We start from the raw sequence: 20,370 nt of genomic DNA, 5'->3' as shown, positions 1-20,370 counted from the left end.
AGCGCCGGCACACCCGCCTGCGTGTGGGCGTCGTTCAGTTCTGCCCGAGCATGCCGCGCATCTGCTGAATTTCGGCCTGTTGCGCGGTGAGGATGTTGTGTGCCAGTGCCTTCGCGTCGGCGTTGGTGCCCTGGGCGAGTTCGGTATTCGCCATATCCACCGCGCCCTGGTGGTGCTCGATCATCATCTGCAGCCACATCCGGTCGAATTCGGGACCGGTGGCGTTGCGCAACTGCGTCATCTGATCTTCGGTCATCACCCCGTTCATGGGGTGATGCATGGTGGCCTGCGGAGCGGGCTTACCGAAACCGCGCAGCAGCGCGGCGAACTGCTCCATTTCCGGCGCCTGCGCCTTCTCCACATTCGCGGCGAGTGCGATCAGTTCCGGATTCCCGGAACGGGTCGGCACCAGTTTCGCCATCTCCACCGCCTGGGCGTGATGTGGATACATCATCGTGAGGAAGCTGACGTCGGCGTCGTTGTAGTCGGTGCGGGTCGCCGGTGTCGTGGGGCCGTGGTTCATTCCGGGCATGTCCGCCATGGCCGACGTGGTCGATGTGGGGGTGGAACTGCCGGAATCGTCGCTGCCGCAACCGGCGAGGACGACCGCGGCCGCAGTGACGGCGGCGACCGACAGGATTCGGATACGAGAAGTGAACATGATTGTGCTCCTGGGATGTTGCGAGAACCGAGGACGGATCGAGGTCCGGTATCGGCGTGCGCGCACGCCGAACCGGCGGATCTGTCAGATCCGCAGAATCGCCAGGTCGGCCAGGGAGGGCACGGTCCAGGGTGGCGGCCGGTTGCGGCGGCGAATGCCGACGCGAGCGAGCCGCCCGGCGTCGGTGATCCGTTCGGCGCCGAGCCATGCGACGACGGCCAGGGCCAGGCCCAGGACCGTCGTCACCAGCACGAAGACGCAAGCGTGGAAGGAGGCGTGCGAGGTACAGCCGTCGCAGCCGGGGTCGTCGGCCACCGCACGGGGGCCGGATGTGGCGGACCGGACGTGGTCGCGCATGGCGTCCACATCGCTCATACCCCCACCGGATGCGGCGACGGGCACTGCGTGCGCCGCGTGGTCCGATGCGATGATGCGGGCGGCCGGCTCGCTCGCCGCGCCCATCGCGTGCCCGGTCGAAAAGACCACGGTGTGCATGACGGCGACACCGATCAGCAGGGTCGCCACACCGAGCATCCGGACGAATCCGGGCGCGCGGTGAAGGCGAGCCATGGCGAGCACGCCGTCAGTCTACGCATCCGCCCCCTACCCCCGGGCGGTATGGGGCCATCACCCGGCCGCGATGTCGATCACCAGCCGGACCGGATTGTCCAGTGTGGTCACCGAGAAGGGCGGCCGGTCGGCGTTGAGCCCGATGAACGATTGCGTCGTCCCCTCGTAGACCTGCGTGCCGTAGACACCGGCGATCCGCGGAGCACTCGGATCGGTCGCCGGATCCGGACCGCTGTACGGCGTCGCGCCGCTGTCCCACGGATATGCGGTGCCCAGGATCTCCACCTCCAGCACGGAGGTCCCGGCGATCTCGAGCTGTCGGCCGCTGCCGTTCTGCACGGCGCGGTCGGTGTACTGCACAACCCAACCGGGTGGTCCGCCACTGCCGCCGAATTGATAGACCACGCGGTCGAATCCGGGGTGATGACCGATGCGCACATCGGTGACGGTCAGACGGGAATCGTTGGCCGGCGTGGCGCGCTGGGGCGAGGCGTCCGAGGGTGGCGGTGCGGCCGGTTCCGATGTCGTCGTCGCGCGGGCCCCGGTCGCGGGAGCCGCAGGAGACAGCGAGGACGGATTCGAGTTCCCGTCCGAGCAACCCGCCAGCAGTACGAGCCCGGCGATCAGCGTCATTGCCAGCCTGTTGCGCATGGGCCGATGGTAGGCGGTCCGGCGACAGGGGTCGTGGTGACGACACGGCAACGGTCTAGCACACTAGAGGAATGCTGGAGGTCGACGACGTGCTGAGCCGGTTACGGCGATATCCGGATGTGGAAGCGGTGAACCTCTACGCCGTCGATGCCGCCGACCGCCTGATCCTCGACACCGCCGCAGATCTGCTCGCGGACACCGACGGTGGGCGCGTCGCGGTCATCGACGACGGGTACGGCGCGCTGACGCTCGGCGCGGCCGCGGCCCACGATTTGCAGGGTATTCGGGTGCATCAGGATCTGCTGACCGGTGAGCAGGCCCTGGCCAACAACGCGCGCGCCGCGGGATTGGCCGACCGCTACACCGGCCACGCGCTGGGGCCGGAATTGCTCGACGGCGTGACGGTGGTGCTGTTGCGGCTGCCGCGCATCCTGTCCGGCCTGGCCGAAATCGCCGAAGCCGTGGCCCGATACGCCGATCCGGACGTGACCGTGATCGCCGGCGGCCGCGACAAATATCTGACACCGGCGATGAACGAGGTACTGGCCGAATACTTTTCCGTGGTCCAGGCCAGCCGTGGCCGGCAGAAGTCCCGGACCATCACCGCCACCGGACCGAAAAGGCCTGCCGCACTGCGCTTTCCGGTCCGGGAACGCCTCGACGAACTGGCGCTGCAGGTGGTGGCGCACGGTGCGGCGTTCTCCGGGCCGCGCCTGGACATCGGCACCCGCTTCCTGCTCGAACATCTCGATCGGATGAAACCCGATGCGCGCGAGGCGATCGATCTCGGCTGCGGCACCGGCATTCTGGCGACCGCGCTGGCCAAGGCGCGTCCGCACATCACCGTGGTCGGCACCGACCAGTCCGCGGCCGCGGTGGCCTCGGCGCGGGCCACCGCCGAGGCCAACGGGGTCGGTGATCGGGTGACGGTGGTCCGGGACGACGCGATGGCCGCGGTCGGTGATCACAGCACCGATCTGGTGCTGTGCAACCCCCCTTTCCACGTCGGCGCGGCGGTGCATACCGGCTCGGCGATCAAGATGTTCTCCGAAACCGGGCGGGTGCTGCGTCCCGGCGGGGAGCTGTGGACGGTCTACAACACCCACCTGAACTATCGCGGCGTCATGGACCGGTTGGTCGGCAAGACCGACGTCGTCGGCCGTAACCGCAAATTCACCGTGACCCGGTCCGTGTGTGGCCTGCGGACCGCGCGGCAGGAGTAGATTGCGGGCAGTACAGTCTGATATGTCCGATTTTCTGTCCGGTTCGGGAACTTGCTCCCGGGGCGGATCGTTGGATACTCAGAACGGACACGACCGACGTGGACCGCGACTTTCGGAAAGGCACGGGAACGGTGCGCACCACAAGCAACCCGATCTTCAAGAACCTGCCGCAACAACAGGGCGGCGGATACGCGGGATTCGGTTCGGCGGCAGCGGGCGCCGGGCAGTTCGCGCAGTACGGCCAGCAGAACCCGTACGGGGTGCAGCAGCCGTACCAGCAGGCCCCGGCCACCCGGCCGATGACCATCGACGATGTCGTCACCAAGACCGGCATCACCCTCGGCGTGGTCACCCTGGCCGCGATCGTCGCCTACGGTGCGACGGCCGCCAACCACGCCCTCGCCCCACTGTTCGTGATCGTGGGTGGCCTGGTCGGCTTCGTGCTGGTCATGGTCGCCACCTTCGGTCGCAAGCAGGACAACAAGGCCATCGTGCTGAGCTACGCGGCTGCCGAGGGCTTGTTCCTCGGCGCGCTGTCGTTCATGTTCACCAATGTCGAATTCGGCGGGGTCGGCGGCTCGGGCCTGATCGCGCAGGCGGTGCTCGGCACCTTCGGCGTGTTCTTCGGCATGTTGGTCGTCTACAAGACCGGAGCCATCCGGGTGACGCCGCGGTTCACCCGCATGCTGGTGGGCGCCATGATCGGTGTCGTCGTCCTGATGCTGGGCAACCTGGTCGCCGCCTTCTTCACCCCCGGCGGTTTCGGTCTGCGTGACGGTGGCGCCATCGCGATCATCTTCAGCCTCGTCTGCATCGCCATCGCGGCGTTCAGCTTCCTGCTGGACTTCGACGCGGCCGACCAGTTGATTCGGGCGCAGGCCCCGGAGAAGGCCGCCTGGGGCGTCGCCCTGGGTCTGACCGTGACGTTGGTCTGGCTGTACCTCGAGATCCTGCGACTGCTGAGCTACCTGCAGAACGACTGATCTCCGAACGACACGATGGGTGGCTGCCGTCCCGGCGGCCACCCATCGTCGTGTCTGGGCCGAGCGGCGATTCACGATCGATAGTCGTCGAATTCCCACCTGCCGATCCGGCTGATCTCCGTGGCCAGTTCGTGCCAGGTCGGCCGGGTGAGGTCGCGAAGCGCGTTCTCGACGTATCGGCGAATCGTGGCGATCTCGATACGGTCGAGCACCATGGTGTGCCGAGTCGGCGTCGTTCCGGTCCGCGCCAGATGGTCGGGTGTGCAGACGACGACGTCGAACGATTCTTCGCCCGGTGCGTTCGCCGGTCCGATCATCAACTGCACCAACAGGGAATCGGTGGGGATGTCGGCACTCTCGTCGGTGAGATCGACGTCCGGGCTGTGCATCCCTTTGAGTTCCGCCTTCACTGCCGCTCCTCGATCTGCAGATGTGCATTGCTTTCCCAATGCCGGCCGGTATCGGATCGCTGTTCGAAATTGGCTTCCACCGCGCGGCCGGACGGTTTCTGTTGCGGCGGCCGGTACTGCCGTAAGCCGTCCCGGCTGACGAGCCGATAGGTATTCCCATACGGCAGCCGCCGCGCATCCGTGCCCGTCCAGACCAGTCCGGCGGCATCCGCTTCGGCTCGGCCGGCCGTGCCGATACCGAAATTTCCGGTCCGGGAACGCGCGTCGTGGACGATTCCCGCGACCTTCCGGCGGTCGGGAAAGATCGGATGCCGGCCCTCGGGCAACCGGGGAGCGAATGGTCCGGCGCCCGGTTCCGCAGGCAGCGCGATGGCGCCCTCCCGGGTCGTGGCCGGCTCGGCGCCGGCGGCCCGAACCTTGCTGCCGACGGTCGTATCCTCCTCCGACAAGCGCCGGGGGGCTGTGCGAAGTGCGGAGTCGACCAGTTGTCCTACTTCGGCGCGGACGTCGTGAACGTACCGCTCGAGGTACATGGACAAGCGACCAGCTATTGCGGCGAATCCGGCCGCAACATCTCCGCTCACCTGGTCGATGGTAGAGCGGTCTGTTCTGGTCGCGGTAGCGGGGCTGGAAGGCGAGGCTGTCAGCCGGAGGTGGCCGACGAGGCTGGGTGAGGTAGTGGGCCGTCGGTGCGAGCGCCGGTGAGTACGGCGTCGAGCAGGCCCGGGTAGCGGGCGTCGAGGTCGGCGCGGCGCAGTTCCACCAGGTATTCGCGGCCGGACGGAGTCTGGCGGATGACGCCCGCTTCGCGCAGTACGCGCCAGTGATGGGTCATGGTCGATTTGGCCTGGATGCCGAGGGTGTTCAGCACGCTCGTGCAATTGAATTCCCCCCCGCCGTCCAGAACTCGAACGGCGCCGAGCCTGGTCGGGTGGCCGAGCGCGGCGAGTACCTGTTCGACGCGGATCCGATCGCGGCTGGGGTGGTTCAGAGCCATAGTTCGATAGTACTGCAACTTACGTACGGAACCTTGACAGATCGTACGTAGTTTTTAGTACAGTTCGACTGTACGTGAAATATCGTACGGTCGACGGCGTGGGCCCCGCCTCGACAGCTCCGACCCGCAGGCAGAAAGGCATCCCATGCCCACCCCCACCTCCCCGGCCGGCCGACGGCTGGGCTGGACGCTCGCGCTGTTGGCGCTGGCACAGTTGATCTACGCGCTCGATCTCAACATCGTCTTCGTCGCACTCCCCGATATCGGTTCCGACCTGGGATTCCCCGGGCAGACCCAGCAGCTCGTGGTGAGCGCCTACGTCGTCTTCGCCGGTGGATTCCTGCTGTTCGGTGGTCGCGCCGCCGATCTGCTGGGACGCCGCCGGATGTTCCTGCTCGCGCTCGGTCTCTACGGGGTCTCATCGCTGGCCGGTGGGCTCGCCGGCAGTCCGGTCGTGATCATCGTCGCGCGCGCGATCCAAGGCATCGGCGGTGCGCTGTTGCTTCCGTCGACGCTCGCGCTCATCAACACGCTGTTTCCCGAGGGGCCGAAGCGGAACCGGGCGTTGGCGGTCTGGGGCGGCGCGGGTGCCAGCGGACTGACCATCGGCGCGCTGCTCGGTGGCGTGTTGACCGAGAATTTCGGTTGGCCCGCAGTCTTTTTCGTCAATGTCCCGCTGACCGCGGTGGTGGCGTCGGCGGCGCTGCGCGTCGTCCCGCGCGATCGGGCGGGCGCCGAGCGGCGGTCGTTCGATTTTCCCGGCGCCCTGCTCGTCACCGGTGGCTCGACCATTCTGGTGTTCGCGCTCGTCGAAGGGCCCGAATGGGGATGGGGTAGTGCGCTCGTCGTCGGTGCCCTGGTCCTCGCGGCGCTGCTGCTCGCGGTCTTCGCGGTGGTCGAATCGCGCAGTGCCGATCCATTGATGCCGTTGCGTCTGTTCCGCAATCGCAGCCTCACCATCGGCATGGCGGTCACCTTCATCTACATGGCGACCTTCGGTGTACTGCCGTACTTCCTGACCGTCCTCATGCAGACCGTGCACGGCTACACCGCCCTGCAGACCGGACTCGCGTTCCTGGTTCCGTCCGTTGCCATCGCCACCGGAACCCAGTTGGGTGAGCGGGCGGCCACCCGGCTGGGCGTGCGCACCACGCTGCTGATCGGATTCGGTATCGGTGCCGTCGGAACGCTCGTACTGGCAATCGGATTCGATGCGGCGGCCGGCTACGGCGCCCTGGTGCCCGGACTGATCGTGTCCGGGGTCGGCCAGGGCATCGTCTGGACGGCGATGTGGATCGCCGCGGCGGCCGGAACGCCGAGCGAGGAGCAGGGTGTCGCCAACGGCATCGCCTCCACGGCGTTGAATATCGGAAACGCGATCGGCCTCGCGATCTTCACGGTGATCGCCGAACTCGGCACCGACGACGCGGCGGCAACGAATTCGGCTGTCGCACACGGAGAACGGTTGGTCGTCGTCCTGACCGCGGTCGGTATGGTGCTCGGCCTGGCCATCACGCTGCTGCTGCGGACGGCCCGGCGCGCGCCGGTGGCCGCACCGCCGGAGCCCGGGCTGGTCGAGATCGGCTGAGCGCCCGGCTCCGATCGGCACGGCCCCGACGGCACCGAACCGTCGGGGCCACGAGCCGTCGCCGGAGGCGCTGTCCGGCCGCACGTGCGCGGCAGTTTCGCGAGTTGCCGCCCGCGGCAGTTTCGCGAGTTGCCGCCCGCGGCAGTGGATTTCATCCGCGAAGTTCGGCCGGCAGCACATCCGTGGCGACATGATCGTCGCCGCAGTGATCGGCCAGCAGTGCGACGCCCGACGCATTGTTCAGCCGCAACGGCAGGATCTGCTGGTACTCCGGCGACGCGTACCAGGCCTGGGCCGCATCGTAATCCGGGAATTCGATCACGATCACGCGCCCGTCGGCGGGCCCTTCGGCGACCATCTGCCGCCCACCGTGCACGATGAACTTCCCACCGAACGGCGCCAGCGTGCCGTCGATCCGGCGCAGATACTCCACGACTTCGGCATTGACGTCCACATCGTGCAGATGAGCAACGGCGTAGGCAGGCATCTCGAACTCCTCGAACCGAGTTGTGCTGACGCCCTTGATACTTCCGCGCCGCAGGCCGGAGAACGATTACCCGTCAGGTAATCCCGCCCCGGACCGCCGGGCCGCAACGCCAATCGGCCGGTCCCACCCTTCGGTGCGACCGGCCGACTGATCTGGCGAGCACATGGGCAACTCATCGGGCACGCCCAGAGGCCACCTCAGCACTCACCGCCGCCCCGCAACGCAAATCGCGCGGCACCCACTCGTCCGCTGAATTGCCGGAGAGGCGCAGGAGCTCAGCTCAGGCGCTCGATGATCATCGCCATGCCCTGGCCGCCACCCACGCACATGGTCTCCAGACCGAACTGCTTGTCGTGGGTCTGCAGGTTGTTGATCAGGGTGGCGGTGATGCGGGCGCCGGTCATGCCGAACGGGTGGCCCAGCGCGATGGCGCCGCCGGAGACGTTCAGCTTGTCGAGGTCCATCTTCAGCTCGCGCGCCGAACCGAGCACCTGCACCGCGAACGCCTCGTTGATCTCGTAGAGGTCGATGTCGTCGATGGTCTTGCCGGCGATCTTCAGCGCCTTCCGGACGGCCTCGATCGGGCCCAGGCCCATGATCTCCGGGGACAGACCGGAAACGCCGGTGGACACGATGCGGGCCAGCGGGGTGAGGCCCAGTTCCTTGGCCTTGGTGTCGCTCATGATGACCAGCGCGGCAGCGCCGTCGTTGAGCGGACACGCGTTACCGGCGGTGACGGTGCCGTCGGGACGGAAGACCGGCTTGAGCTGCGAGATCTTCTCGTAGGTGGTGCCGGGGCGCGGGCCGTCGTCGGTGGAGACGACGGTGCCGTCGGGCAGCGTCACCGGGGTGATCTCGCGCTCGAAGAAGCCGGCCTTGATGGCCTCTTCGGCCCGGTTCTGCGACCGCACACCCCAGTGGTCCTGGTCCTCGCGCGAGATTCCGGTGTACTGGGCGACGTTCTCGGCGGTCTGACCCATGGCGATGTAGATATCCGGCAGGTCGCCGTTCTCGCGCGGGTCGGCCCAGCCGTCCGAACCACCTTCGGCGCGCTTGGCGGTGCGGGCCTCGGCCTCGGCGAACTTCTCGTTGTGGGTGTCGGGCCAGCCGTCGGAGGTGCCCTTCGGGAAGCGCGAGACGGTCTCGACACCGGCGGAGATGAACACATCGCCCTCACCGGCCTTGATGGCGTGCAGCGCCATCCGGGTGGTCTGCAGCGAGGACGAGCAGTACCGGTTCAGGGTGACGCCGGGCAGGAAGTCGTAGCCGAGCTGGGTGGCGACCACCTTGGCCATGTTGAAGCCGGCCTCGCCGCCGGGCTGGCCGCAACCGAGCATCAGATCGTCGATATCGGCCGGATCCAACGCCGGAACCTTGTCCAGGGCGGCGCGGACCATCTGCGCGGCCAGGTCGTCCGGACGCATGCTCACCAGCGAACCCTTGCCCGCACGGCCGATGGGAGAGCGGGCGAACGAGACGATGACGGCCTCTGGCATGAGGACTCCTTATTCGGGGGCGCCGAATCGGTCAGCCGACCGTTTCGGTACACGGGTACGACAATTCACCCCCGAATCTACGTCGCCGCGATGTGCCCCGGAACACCCGGTACTGACCAATGGGCGTCCACTCCGGGTCGGCGGCGTCAGGCGTTCGTCGTTTCGGCCGATGTCCGTCGCGCGGTGTCGAGAGCATCGACGAGCACGGGCAGCAGATGCTCGGCCGCCAGGGCATATCCGGCCGCCGAGGGATGGAAGCCGTCGGCGGAGAACAGGACCTCGGGCGTGCTGCGGAAGTCGTGGCCGAGCAGATCACCCATCGCGACGGCCGAGCCGCCGGCCGCGCGCACGGCAACGGCCTGCGCCCGGGCCAGCCGCGCGCTCCAGCGATGGACCACGGTACTCAGCGGCTGCGGAATGGCGGCCACCGTACCGAGATCCGGGCAGGTGCCGACCACCACGACGGCACCGGCCTCGCGCAATCGGGTGACCGCCCGCCGCAGCCGCTGCGCCGAGCGGTGGATCGAATGCTTCTTGGTGACGTCGTTGGCGCCGACCAGGATGACCGCGGCGTCCGGCGGCGGCCCGGCGACGAACATGGCGTCGACCTGGCCGGCGAGTCCTTTCGAGGTAGCACCGGAGATGGCCTTGGTGCTCAATCGAATTCGAGCATCGGTGGCGTCGGCGAGCCCGCGGGCGAGGCGGACGCCGGGCACCTGCTCGGCGTCGACGCAGCCCACACCGGCGGCGGTCGAATCACCGAAGATCATCAGGTGCAGATCGAACGGCACCCCCGCTCGCCACGGTTCGGGTGCCGCGCAGCCGGGGGTGTAGACGCCGTCGGCCTCGGGTGGTTTGGAGGTGTCGCGGCCGATCACGGTACGTGCGGCCCGGGCCTGCGACATCAGCAGCCGGTAGGTCGCCCAGCCGGCGGTGCCGGCTCCCGAGCCGACCGCAACCGCGGTCGCGGCGCTCGCCGCGACCGTCCGCCATGTCCTGGAAGCCACGCCTCAACCTCCCGTATCGCGTCCCGTGCCACCGGCCGTCCGGCGCATCGCCGCTCAGGTGTGGAATCGGAGCGGGCCGGATGGGCGGCGCGCGGTCCGGCCCCACCGATTATGCGGCGCTCGGTGCGCGCCGACCAGGCGCGACGCCGGATCAGGCGACGTCGAACGCGCCGTGCGCCGGGATGTTGAGGTTGTTGGTGGAGACGGTCACCTCGATATGGCCCGGGCCGGTGTCCTGGAAGTTCGCGTACAGGATGCTGCCGTAGATGCCGGAGACCACGTTCAGGCGATACTCGCCGGCGGCGCCGGTGTTCACATTGCGCCAGGCGACCGTGGTGTCCACATTGCACAGCGGTGCGAGCGGATAGATGCCGGGGCCGATGCCCTGAATGGCCAGCGACTGCACGTTGAACACCGCGCGGCCCGGCCACTCGGGGCTGGTGTCGACCCAGGTCCGGATGTTGCCCCCGCACAGTCCGCCGTAGAACACACTCGGCGTTTGCGGGAATTCGACGGTTTGCGCGTTGGCCGAGGCGGACGCGATGGCGGTCACGGCTCCGACGGTTCCGGCCACAACGGTCGCGATGCGGGCTGTCTTCGGCATCCTCACGCACCGCATAGTAATGCAGGAATGCCCACACGATCGATTGTCGCGAGCCGCGTCCGCGACCTGCGCCCGGTCCGACTAGCGTGACCGTTCGATCAGCGCAGCCAGTCGTTCGTCGTCGAGATCGGCGACCACATCGGCGACGTCATTCACCTCGGCCGGGCTCAGCGATAGGCCTTCCAGGCTCTCCAGCAGCACCGATTCGAAGTGTGCGGGATGAGTCATGCGGTCGATGTCCGTCAGCCGCCGCAGCGCCTGCTCCCCGAGCCGGCCGCCGAGCGCTGCCAGCAAGCGGGTGGTGGCGGTGTGGTAATCGTCGGGTGCGGCCGGATTCCCGTATCGGACACCGTATCTACACAGATATTCGATCGGTGTCGGTGGATCGTCGGCGCGCTCGGAGGTCGGGTACATCGTCAACAGTCGCGGATAGGATCGGTACAGCGGCGGGGAGCTGCGGTATCCGTCGGACCGAGACCAGCGGCCGTAGTACGGCATATCGCGCAGATACGGATCCACTCGCCGAGAGAATTCGACGGTATCGGCGAATCCGTCTCCGTCGCACGGGGATATCTCGAGGTACACCGAGGCGCCGGCCGTCACCTTGTGATGGCCGTCGAGCAGGAAACGCGCTCGCTGCGAATCGATTCCCGGCTCCGCCGAGCCGGCTGACACCACGATCGCGACCGGCTCGGCGCCGGCGGCGATGCGTTCGATGTACCAATCGATGCGAGCGGGGTCCAGTTCGGCCGAATCACGCGTGGCGTGGAGGTGGTGGCCGCGGTAATCGCACGGAATGGCGACCCATGTCCCCGGGGCCTGTTCCACCGCCCACCCGGACGCATCCGGAGGCTGGAACCCGTAGCGGCTGGGACATAACGACAACGTCGCTGTCGCGATCGAGATCGCATAGCGCCCCGGCGCGAACAGGTGCAGCAGCGGGTCGAGCTTGTCCACGAATTCCCGGGACAGGACGGGATGACCTGCGTAGTCGCGGGCGACCACCGGGGCGGCGAGCCAGCGGGCCAGTTCGTCGAGACCGGCCGGGCGTTGTTCGGGCGCGAGCCGGGCGACCAGATGTGCCAGCGATCCGTCGGCGAGAAGCGCGTCGGCGAGCGCCGGACGCCCGTTCAACCACAGCACACTCGCCGCCGGCCGATCCCGCGACCCCTCGATCCTGATGAGGCCGCGCCCGTCCACGACATCGACGATATGCCCCGGCCTGCCGGTCCTGATGTCGCCGAACGACGCGAAGAGTGGTCGGGCGGCGCGCGCGGCCCGCGGGTGATGCGCGAATGCGGCGGTCAGATCCTCCATTCCGAAGGTGAGCGGGTCGCCGCGCCAACACTCGATCCACGACTCCGCACAGCAATCCGGCTGTCCCGCGCGGTGTTCCGGATGCCAGCACTGAATGTCGTCGCAGATCAGTAAGTCGACCGGTGGCCACCGGTCGAGTCGCCGGTAAGCGGCGAGTGCGTGATGACCGTCGACCACGAACGCCACGGTGTCGTCGACACCGCCGCGCACGGCCGCCACGGCGAGGACCACCGGCCTTCGCCCCGCGCGGATGGCGTCGACGTACCGATCCACCACCGACTCGGCCCGGTCGTCATCGTCCACGACGAGCGCGAGCGGGCCCGGCGCCACGGCCACCGGCCCGATGGCCGGCACGGTGAAAATCCGCACCGGGCCCTCGACCCGAACACGTTGCCAGTAGCCGGGCATCAGCAAGTCGTGTACACGGTCATCCGCTTCGGACTCGGCCAGGTCGAAACCGAAGCCGGGCCGGGACACGAGCCGGATCGGCGGTGCCGCCAAGCGCGAGACCATCGTGGCGTCGAGGTCGGGCCAGCACAACCATGCCCAGGACGAACCGAAACGCACGGCACATCCCGAACCCGCCTGTGCCACACCGATTTCGCCGCGGCCACCGACGATCAGCTCCGGTTCCGTCGAGTACGCCATCGATTCCGCCCTCCCCGTGCAGTGTGCCCACCGATAACGTAACTCCCCGAGCAGCGGGCAGCGGACTGTCCGACCCCAGCGGCGGGAACCGCGGTGACCTGCTGGTCCGGCAAGAGTTCTGTAAGCATCCGGTGAGTGCGATCGCGCATCCTGATCCCGGTTGCCCGCATGGCCGTTCGGCCGTCGCCGGGACCGACATTCGGCATTCGCCGATCCGAGCGGGAGGGGAGATTCAGCGGTGTTGCCTCGCAGCGCCGACGTCGGGGGACCGGCCTGTCAGGTCGGTGTGCTGGGCCCCCTCGAGGTGCGATCCGCAGGCGGAGCACCGGTACATGTCGGCGGTCCCCTCGCACGCGCGTTCCTCGCGCTGCTGGCCCTCGACGTCGGGCGGGTCGTCGGTCGCGACCGGGTGGTCGAGGCGTTGTACGGCGGTTGCCATCCCGCGGACGTGGTCCACGCGCTGCAGGCGCAGGCGTCCCGGTTGCGTCGCGCGTTGCGTGCGGTGTCACCGGCGAAGCAGATTCTCCGATATGAGGCAGGGGGCTATCTACTCGAGATGGAACCCGATTCGATCGACCTTCACCGCACCACGCGGCTGGCCGACGCCGCCCGCCGGGCGTCGGCCCGCGGCGACGCCCGCGGCGCACTGCGGCTCCTCGACGACGCGTTGTGTCTCTGGCGCGGCGACCCGCTGGCCGATATCGCGGATGTGCCGTTCGTCGCCGGCGTGGTCGCGCAGCTGTCCGAGGTACGGCTGTCGATGCAGGAAGATCGAGCCGAGGCGGCGCTGAGGTGCGGAGAGCATGGGTCGGTGCTGGCCGAATTATCGGAGTTGACCGCAGCTCATCCGCTGCGGGAACGATTGCGCGCGCTGCTCGTCCAAGCGCTGGGCGCGGCGGGTAGGCGGGCCGAGGCCCTGGTCGAATTCGACCGGGCCCGACGGCTGCTCGACGACGAGCTGGGTGTCGATCCGTCGGCCGTACTGACCGGCGCCTATCTCGAGGTGCTCCGCGCCGAAGCGCTGGAAACCCCCCGGCCCCGGCCACTGCCGGTGCCGCTGTCGAATCTGATCGGACGCGACGAACAGCTGACGACGCTGGTGAAAACGGTCGCCGACGCTCGGCTGGTGACGGTGACCGGGCCGGGCGGGGTGGGCAAGACCCGGCTGGCCGTCGAGGCGGCCGGCCGAGTGACGACGGACGTATGCTTCGTCGATCTCGCTGCGGTCAGCGAGGGCGCCCAGGTGATCTGCGCCGTCGCCACCGCGGTCGGTGTCCACGACACCGCGCGAAGCCGATCCGACTGCACCGTCCGGGGACGGGCCGACCGGGAACAGACACTGCTCGCCTCGTTGTCCGGGCGGACATTGCTGGTTGTTGTGGACAACTGTGAACACGTCCTCGCCGAGGCCGCCGGACTGGTGGATCGCATCCTCGCGCATTGCCCGCGGGTGTCGGTCCTGGCCACCAGTAGACAGCCCTTGGGAATAGTCGGGGAAGTGCTCTTCGCCGTCGACCCGCTGAGGGTCGGCCGGCCCGATCATCGGTTTCCGCACCGGACCGGACCTGCCCTCCGGTTGTTCGCCGATCGTGCTGCCGCGGCACAGCGTGGATTCGTCGTCGACGCAAACAACGTCGAGGTGGTGCATCGGATCTGCGCGGCGGTGGACGGCCTGCCGCTGGCCATCGAGCTGGCCGCTGCCCGCCTGCGCACGCTGCCCCTGGAGCGGATCGCGGCTCGATCGGATGATCTGTTCGACCTCCTCGCGCATGAGGATCGGGCGGGATCGCCCCGGCACCGCAGTCTGCGAGCGGTCGTCGAGTGGAGCTGGAACCTGCTGTCGGACGACGAACGAACGATGGCGCAGCGGATCGCCGCATTTCCAGCAGTTTTCGATCTGGCCGACGCCGTCGGGGGAAGCGGGCTCGCGGCGGCGGAAGAGTTGTTGTGCAGTCTGGTCGACAAGTCGTTGGTCGGCCGGTGCGGCGGGCGGTATCGCATGCTTCGGGTCGTCCGCGAGTTCTGTGCCGAAAAGTCCACGGGCAGAGGGGAATCCGCTGATCCGGCGGGCGCCCCCTGATCGTCGCGCCGCTTCGACCGCGACTCCGGCGGACCGGCGCCGGCCTCGACCGCGGCGCTACCCGGGCTGTCCTGTCTCAGTCGTTCGGACGGCGTCCCTGCCGGTGCGGAAGCCCGGAATATTCGTGCCGCCGAACATCGATATGCCCTGTTCGAGCCGGGACTCGTCAGCCCACTCGGCGCCGCTGGTGTGTTCGTCTGCGACGGTGACGAGAATGAGTTCGCCGCGCGGCGGCGGGGAGGGTGTTCCGAGGATCGGAACATCCTCGGCCCAGTTCGGGATCGAGACCGGCGGTGCGGGCCGGCCCTGCCGAACCGTCGCGGGCAGGCCGTACTGCGGCAGCACAGTCATCGGATCCGGCAGGTTCCACGTCCACGGGCTCATGGCCCAGAAAGCCGGGCACGGGAACTCCTGGCTGCGGTCGGCGATCCCGCGAGGCACTGCCGCGTCGGCGCCCTTCGGTTCGGCCGGGTTGAAGTACGGCGAGCTGGACTCGAGCATCGCTTCGGTGAGCGGGGAGTCGAACCGGCCTTCGCCCTCGACTGTTTCGCCGGACACGAGACCGTCGGGAGCGTTGTCCGTACCCGCCACGAACTGCTGCGGAGCCGGATCCGCGTCGGCGGGGGCGGTGCGGGCCGCGGTCCGGGTGCGGCAGCCGTGCGGCGCCGTAACCCGCCCGGCGTGCCCCGGCGCTGTGCGGTGGGTGGCGGGTCCGGAGATGGTGCGCGCCCGGTGGTGATTGGCCTCGGTCGCGGTCCGCACCAAGCTCTCCACATGTTCGACCTTGTTCACGATCGCCTTCTCCACCTTCTCCTCGAAGGCCGGTTGAATTCGCGTTCGAATTCGATCGGAGCTGGGGATATGCGTGGACACCCGGATGTCGGTGACCGCTCGGAAATGCTCCGCATGGTTGTCCGCGGCGCGCAGCATCGTATTGAGCTCGGCGATGTCGGCATGGATCTTTCCGCGCACCGCGTCGGAATCCGATTTGCCGGCTCGGCACACCGCATCGACCTTGCCCTCGAGAGCCCTGAGTTCCGACTCGATACCCGACAGGTGGGCGTCCGCCGCGTTGTATGCGTCGACGGTCGCCGAACTGTGCGACCCGTCCGGAAGTCCTTTGCTGCGTAACCAGGCCGACAAGTCCGGCACCTCCGAAACCGCACGGCAGCCGAGGAGGTCGAGTGTCAGCTGGACCACGCATCGGGCTTGTTCGATCAGCCAGCGCAAGCCCGGCGACTCGTTGGCCGGATGGTAGAGGAGCACAAGGTCGTCATGGCGCCGTGTGTCGGCGGAGACGATGGTCGAAACCGGTTTGCCCTGCGCGTCTTTCAGTCGGAGCGAGCCATCGGACTCGAGCACCAATGCACCGGATTGCGTATCGAACGGGGTCCCGGCCCCGGAGTAGCCCCACAATTTCGCGCCGCCGGGCCCGGTGAGCAGGTAATCACCGCTTTCGTCCCGTGCCAGGACGTAACCGCCGTTTCGAATGGACTGGCCATTGGACATGCGGCCGCCGGACGGAATGCTGTTCGTCGCCGGTATCGACGTCACCTGGCCCGGTGCCGGAACGCCGGCCCGCTGGGCCGCTACCACCCCGACCACCGGCGGCTCGACGTTCCGCGGTGGCGCCGGCGCCGGCCGCTGCCCGTCGTCGAGAAGCTCCTGTTGCTCATGCTTCTCGATGTCGGCCAGGGTGACATACGTTCCGGCACCCGGACCGTTCGGCTGGGCGTTCTCGTTGCCGGCACTCATGTCGTTGCCCTCCTCATATCCGGCGTCGGGCCACCGTGGTCGAAGGGTTTCGCATCCGGCTGACGAATCGCTCACCGAGCGCTCACCGGTGGTGCACACCGCGGCGACGTTCGACCGACGCCGAGACGGCCCGCTACCGCCCGATTCGGTGGGTCGAAGGTGAGCAGGTAGTGGGCCACGCCGGGCGTCGCCGGACCGGACCAATCGCGAGCCCGATATCCGGCTCTGCGACGATGTAGCTATGCGCATCGCGAACCACGTCGTCGACCTGATCGGTAATACCCCGCTCGTCCGGTTGAATTCTGTGGTGGGCCCGAACTCCGGGGTGGTGGCGGCCAAGATCGAATACCTGAACCCGGGTGGTAGTTCGAAGGATCGCATCGCGGTCAAGATGATCGATGCCGCCGAGGAGCAGGGTCTGCTGAAGCCGGGTGGCACCATCGTCGAGCCGACCTCCGGCAATACCGGTGTCGGTCTGGCCCTGGTCGCCCAGCAGCGTGGCTACAAATGCGTCTTCGTCTGCCCGGACAAGGTGAGCGAGGACAAGCGCAACGTCCTGCGTGCCTACGGTGCCGAAGTAGTGGTCTGCCCGACCGCGGTCCCGCCGGAGCACCCCGACAGCTACTACAGCGTCTCGGACCGGCTGACCCGGGAGATCCCCGGGGCGTGGAAGCCCGACCAGTACTCCAACCCGGGTGGTCCGGCCAGCCACTACGAGACCACGGGTCCGGAGATCTGGCGCGATACCGAGGGCAAGGTCACCCATTTCGTCGCCGGCGTGGGTACCGGTGGCACGATCACCGGCGCCGGGCGATACCTGAAAGAGGTCTCGGGCGGCAAGGTGAAGATCGTGGGCGCCGACCCGGAGGGTTCGGTGTACTCCGGCGGCACCGGCCGGCCCTATCTGGTCGAAGGTGTCGGTGAGGACTTCTGGCCTTCGGCCTACGACCCGGCGGTGCCGGACGAGATCATCGCGGTCTCCGATGCCGACTCCTTCGAGATGACCCGTCGCCTCGCCCGCGAGGAGGGCCTGCTGGTCGGCGGCTCCTGCGGTATGGCCGTGGTGGCCGCGCTGCAGGTCGCCGAGCGCGATCCCGACGCGGTCGTCGTGGTGTTGCTGCCCGACGGCGGGCGCGGCTATCTGTCGAAGATCTTCAACGACAACTGGATGAGCTCCTACGGCTTCCTGCGCTCGCGCCTGGACGGCAGCACCGCGGAACAGATCGTCGGCGACGTGCTGCGCGGTAAATCCGGTGAGCTGCCCGATCTGGTGCACACCCATCCCCAGGAGACGCTGCGGGACGCCATCGAGATCCTGCGCGAATACGGCGTCTCGCAGATGCCGGTGGTCGGCGCGGAACCGCCGGTGATGGCCGGTGAGGTGGCGGGCAGCGTGACCGAACGCGATCTGCTCTCGGCGGTGTTCGAGGGTCGCGCTCATCTCACCGATCCGGTCTCGAAGCATATGAGCCCGTCGTTCCCGCTGATCGGATCGGGCGAGCCGGTGTCCGCCGCGACCAAGGCGCTGGAATCGACCGATGCGCTGATGGTGGTCGAGGACGGCAAGCCGATCGGCGTCATCACCCGCCACGATCTGCTCGGTTTCCTCAGCGGTTCGGGTCTGCCCACGCACTGAGCCGAACCCACGCCCTGCCGTCGCGTCCGCGTGCGATCGGGGCGGTACGTCGGTTCGCCGGAGCGCAGCGGATGCGGATCGATTGCGCGTCGTCTGCCACCGCTGCGTCCGGTACGTTCCGCCGGATCGGCGGCGGTCGCTGCAACAGCGCACAAGCCGGGTGCGTCCGGAATCACTGTCCGGGTGGTCGTCGATAACGGCAGTGTTACCGGCAGTTCCTCGCCGCCGACGAGCATCCAACGGCATGACCCGGTGGCATGGTCGGGTGGGTGGCGCTGGTCGCCGGTGTGCCGGCGATCGCGAAGATGGTGGAGCGCTGGTATTTCCCCGCACCGCAGATGATCGTGGCGATCGTTGTCGGCGCGGCGCTGGCGTTGTCCGGGCGATTGCCCGCGCCGCTGCCGAGGCAGGTGCCCACGGCCGTCCAGGCCATGCTCGGAGTCCTGATGGGCAGCTACCTGCAGCTGTCGTTGCTCCGGTCGATCGGCCTGGACCTGCTGCCGGTGCTGGCGGTCACCGCGGCCACGGTGGTCGTGAGTGTTCTTGCGGCCGTGGTCTTCTCGCGGGTCGCCCGGGTGGATTCGTCGACCGCTGTCCTCGGGCTGATCGCCGGTGGTTCGGCCGCGGTGATCGCCTGCGCGGACGAGCTGGACGCGGATCCGCGGCGGGTCGCCTTCATGCAATATCTGCGCGTCGGACTGGTGGCGCTGACCGCGCCCGCCGTCGCGATGCTGCTGGACGACGGCGATCGCACGGCCACGCCGGGGGCGCGACTCGTCGACGCGGTGACGAATCCGGATCTGGCGCAGTGGACCGTCGTCGGGCGCGGTGACCAGGTGGCGGGGCTGTCGACGGCAATCATGTTGGGTGTCATCGGCATTCGCCTCGGTCGTCGCCTCCGGCTGCCGAATCCGGCGCTGCTGGGGCCGTTGCCGGCCACGGCGGTGCTGACCGCCCTCGGCATCAGTCACGGCTACGCTCCGACCAATCTGTTCAAGGAGTTGCTGTTCGACCTGATCGGCTTCGAGGTCGGCTCCCGGTTCACTCGGGCGGTGGTGGGCGAGATGGCCCGATTGATTCCGGCGATGACGGTGGCGGTGGTGGTGGTCTCGGCACTGGTGGGGGCGATGGCGATCGGCCTGGGCTGTCTCGTCGATCTGGAGCTGTCCGATCTGTACCTCGCGACCACACCGGGCGGAATCAACGCCGTCCTTGCGGCCGCCGAGGACATGAACGCCGATATGCCGCTCGTCACCAGCGTGCAGAGCCTGCGCCTGCTGCTGATGATCTGCACGCTGCCGCTGCTGCTGGGCGCTCTGCGTCGCCTGGCGCCGGGCGGGGCGCGGCGGGCGGGGCGCGGCGGGCGAATCCGGACCGGTCCGCGCCGATACGCGGGTGGACATGGTGAGCGCCGGCTCCTGAATTCCCGGCTTCTGTGCCCGAATGCTCCGGCTACCCGGCGGTTGCCGAACTTGGGATATCGGGCCCTCCGACGACGGGGTTACCGAGCGTTATCGATCGTTACCGAACAGTTGCCGAACTGTCAGAAAATCGGACAAAACACCCACGTCCAGCGCGACACGCGTTATTTTTCTGTGATGCGCAGCACGTCGTCGTGACGACCGAATTCCCAGGTCAGAGCTAGGTTGCGGCGGCCGGTGGGGGTAAATCGCGAGTAGCGGCACCGTTTGTTCATCTCGAGTTAAGTTTACGTTCACTTGCCGCAATCATCCTGTGACCTCGTTGGTTGTCAGACGTCGAGTCTGAATCAGACGAGGAGCTGTCGAACGCCATGCGGAACGTGAACTCGCCGGAGCTGCCCACGGGCACGCCCGCCGTGCTGCGCCCCGCGCCGGCCGAGACTGCTCAGCGCGTAGTCGCCGGGCCACCCGGCGACGGTATCCGGTAGCCGGATCCGAGCGCGGCCGATCGCGCCGCACAGGCGGGAAGCCCCGGCTTCCCATCCATCCGAACAGCATGCAGCACCCGAGGTGAGTCCCCCGGAGGGGCCCACCCTGGTCCCTCGCTGCCTGCGGCAGGCCACCGAGGCCGAGACACCACGAGTAGGAAAGCACCGAATGTCGAAGACCACGACGAGCAGTAGAGCCAAGGCGGCCGCGCGTACCGCCGGATCCGCCACCCTGGCCCTTGCCGCCTTCGCTGCCATCACCTCCGCCGGTGGCCACAAGAGCGACGATGTGAAGCCGGTCGCGTTGGCCTCCACGATCGCCGCGGCCGCCGAGAAGACCCAGCCCAC

Annotated in this window: 18 protein-coding genes; 6 read left to right on the top strand and 12 right to left on the bottom strand. The window is 68.2% G+C overall.

Features of this window, described 5'->3' with window-relative positions; translation table 11 throughout:
* Positions 1–34: 34 nt before the first annotated feature.
* The 3 genes from ON37_RS21260 to ON37_RS21250 form a co-directional block, all read right to left on the bottom strand.
* On the bottom strand, positions 35–661 hold the full coding sequence (locus tag ON37_RS21260; protein ID WP_040721710.1) for a DUF305 domain-containing protein: 627 nt from the start codon (positions 659–661) through the stop codon (positions 35–37).
* 84 nt (positions 662–745) lie between these two features.
* On the bottom strand, positions 746–1,231 hold the full coding sequence (locus tag ON37_RS21255; protein ID WP_245553298.1) for a DUF6153 family protein: 486 nt from the start codon (positions 1,229–1,231) through the stop codon (positions 746–748).
* Positions 1,232–1,288: 57 nt separating this feature from the next.
* The gene (locus ON37_RS21250) at positions 1,289–1,882 is read right to left on the bottom strand and encodes an AMIN-like domain-containing (lipo)protein (RefSeq protein WP_040721708.1); all 594 of its coding nucleotides are present in this window, start codon (positions 1,880–1,882) and stop codon (positions 1,289–1,291) included.
* Between the two features lie 71 nt (positions 1,883–1,953).
* On the opposite strand from ON37_RS21250, the gene ON37_RS21245 reads away from it, so the two are divergent.
* Both ON37_RS21245 and ON37_RS21240 read left to right on the top strand, forming a co-directional pair.
* Entirely contained in the window at positions 1,954–3,105 is a 1,152-nt protein-coding gene (locus ON37_RS21245) for a class I SAM-dependent methyltransferase (RefSeq protein ID WP_040721706.1), read from the top strand.
* Between the two features lie 131 nt (positions 3,106–3,236).
* Positions 3,237–4,088, top strand: a complete 852-nt coding sequence (locus tag ON37_RS21240; protein ID WP_040721737.1) for a Bax inhibitor-1/YccA family protein — start codon at positions 3,237–3,239, stop codon at positions 4,086–4,088.
* A 71-nt stretch (positions 4,089–4,159) separates the two neighbouring features.
* Here the strand turns inward: ON37_RS21240 and ON37_RS21235 are convergent, their stop codons facing one another.
* From ON37_RS21235 to ON37_RS21225, 3 genes are read right to left on the bottom strand one after another with little or no spacing between them, the layout of a single operon-like run.
* Positions 4,160–4,498: an Imm8 family immunity protein gene (locus tag ON37_RS21235; protein ID WP_040721704.1), complete on the bottom strand. Its 339-nt coding sequence runs from the start codon at positions 4,496–4,498 to the stop codon at positions 4,160–4,162.
* Complete coding sequence (locus ON37_RS31115) at positions 4,495–5,082, bottom strand: hypothetical protein (RefSeq protein WP_157171530.1); 588 nt, start codon at positions 5,080–5,082, stop codon at positions 4,495–4,497. Before ON37_RS31115 ends, ON37_RS21235 begins: the two co-directional genes overlap by 4 nt.
* A gap of 59 nt (positions 5,083–5,141) precedes the next feature.
* Positions 5,142–5,495 carry an ArsR/SmtB family transcription factor gene (locus tag ON37_RS21225; RefSeq protein WP_040721702.1) on the bottom strand — a complete coding sequence of 118 codons (354 nt, stop codon included), beginning with the start codon at positions 5,493–5,495 and terminating at the stop codon, positions 5,142–5,144.
* Positions 5,496–5,640: 145 nt separating this feature from the next.
* On the opposite strand from ON37_RS21225, the gene ON37_RS21220 reads away from it, so the two are divergent.
* Positions 5,641–7,083, top strand: coding sequence for an MFS transporter (locus tag ON37_RS21220; RefSeq protein ID WP_174362134.1), 1,443 nt, complete (start codon positions 5,641–5,643; stop codon positions 7,081–7,083).
* A gap of 151 nt (positions 7,084–7,234) precedes the next feature.
* Here ON37_RS21220 and ON37_RS21215 read toward each other — a convergent pair whose 3' ends face one another.
* The 5 genes from ON37_RS21215 to ON37_RS21195 form a co-directional block, all read right to left on the bottom strand.
* On the bottom strand, positions 7,235–7,570 hold the full coding sequence (locus tag ON37_RS21215) for a DUF1330 domain-containing protein (RefSeq protein WP_040721700.1): 336 nt from the start codon (positions 7,568–7,570) through the stop codon (positions 7,235–7,237).
* A gap of 275 nt (positions 7,571–7,845) precedes the next feature.
* Complete coding sequence (locus ON37_RS21210; RefSeq protein WP_040721698.1) at positions 7,846–9,066, bottom strand: acetyl-CoA C-acetyltransferase; 1,221 nt, start codon at positions 9,064–9,066, stop codon at positions 7,846–7,848.
* A 146-nt stretch (positions 9,067–9,212) separates the two neighbouring features.
* On the bottom strand, positions 9,213–10,073 hold the full coding sequence (locus ON37_RS21205; protein WP_051031865.1) for an SGNH/GDSL hydrolase family protein: 861 nt from the start codon (positions 10,071–10,073) through the stop codon (positions 9,213–9,215).
* 151 nt (positions 10,074–10,224) lie between these two features.
* Positions 10,225–10,677: a hypothetical protein gene (locus ON37_RS21200; protein ID WP_245553293.1), complete on the bottom strand. Its 453-nt coding sequence runs from the start codon at positions 10,675–10,677 to the stop codon at positions 10,225–10,227.
* Between the two features lie 81 nt (positions 10,678–10,758).
* Positions 10,759–12,642 carry a hypothetical protein gene (locus ON37_RS21195; RefSeq protein WP_040721696.1) on the bottom strand — a complete coding sequence of 628 codons (1,884 nt, stop codon included), beginning with the start codon at positions 12,640–12,642 and terminating at the stop codon, positions 10,759–10,761.
* 238 nt (positions 12,643–12,880) lie between these two features.
* On the opposite strand from ON37_RS21195, the gene ON37_RS21190 reads away from it, so the two are divergent.
* Positions 12,881–14,722, top strand: a complete 1,842-nt coding sequence (locus ON37_RS21190) for an ATP-binding protein (protein ID WP_051031864.1) — start codon at positions 12,881–12,883, stop codon at positions 14,720–14,722.
* A 57-nt stretch (positions 14,723–14,779) separates the two neighbouring features.
* Here ON37_RS21190 and ON37_RS21185 read toward each other — a convergent pair whose 3' ends face one another.
* Entirely contained in the window at positions 14,780–16,477 is a 1,698-nt protein-coding gene (locus ON37_RS21185) for a hypothetical protein (protein ID WP_157171529.1), read from the bottom strand.
* A 241-nt stretch (positions 16,478–16,718) separates the two neighbouring features.
* Here ON37_RS21185 and ON37_RS21180 point away from each other — a divergent pair, with 241 nt between their 5' ends.
* Both ON37_RS21180 and ON37_RS21175 read left to right on the top strand, forming a co-directional pair.
* Positions 16,719–18,113: a cystathionine beta-synthase gene (locus tag ON37_RS21180; RefSeq protein ID WP_040721694.1), complete on the top strand. Its 1,395-nt coding sequence runs from the start codon at positions 16,719–16,721 to the stop codon at positions 18,111–18,113.
* Positions 18,114–18,382: 269 nt separating this feature from the next.
* Positions 18,383–19,732, top strand: a complete 1,350-nt coding sequence (locus ON37_RS21175; RefSeq protein WP_245553292.1) for an AbrB family transcriptional regulator — start codon at positions 18,383–18,385, stop codon at positions 19,730–19,732.
* Positions 19,733–20,370 lie beyond the last annotated feature (638 nt).

Source organism: Nocardia veterana NBRC 100344, from assembly GCF_000308855.1.
GTDB lineage: Bacteria > Actinomycetota > Actinomycetes > Mycobacteriales > Mycobacteriaceae > Nocardia > Nocardia veterana.
Note: the sequence above shows the minus strand (reverse complement) of the source record. Positions and strands in the feature narration are given on the sequence as shown.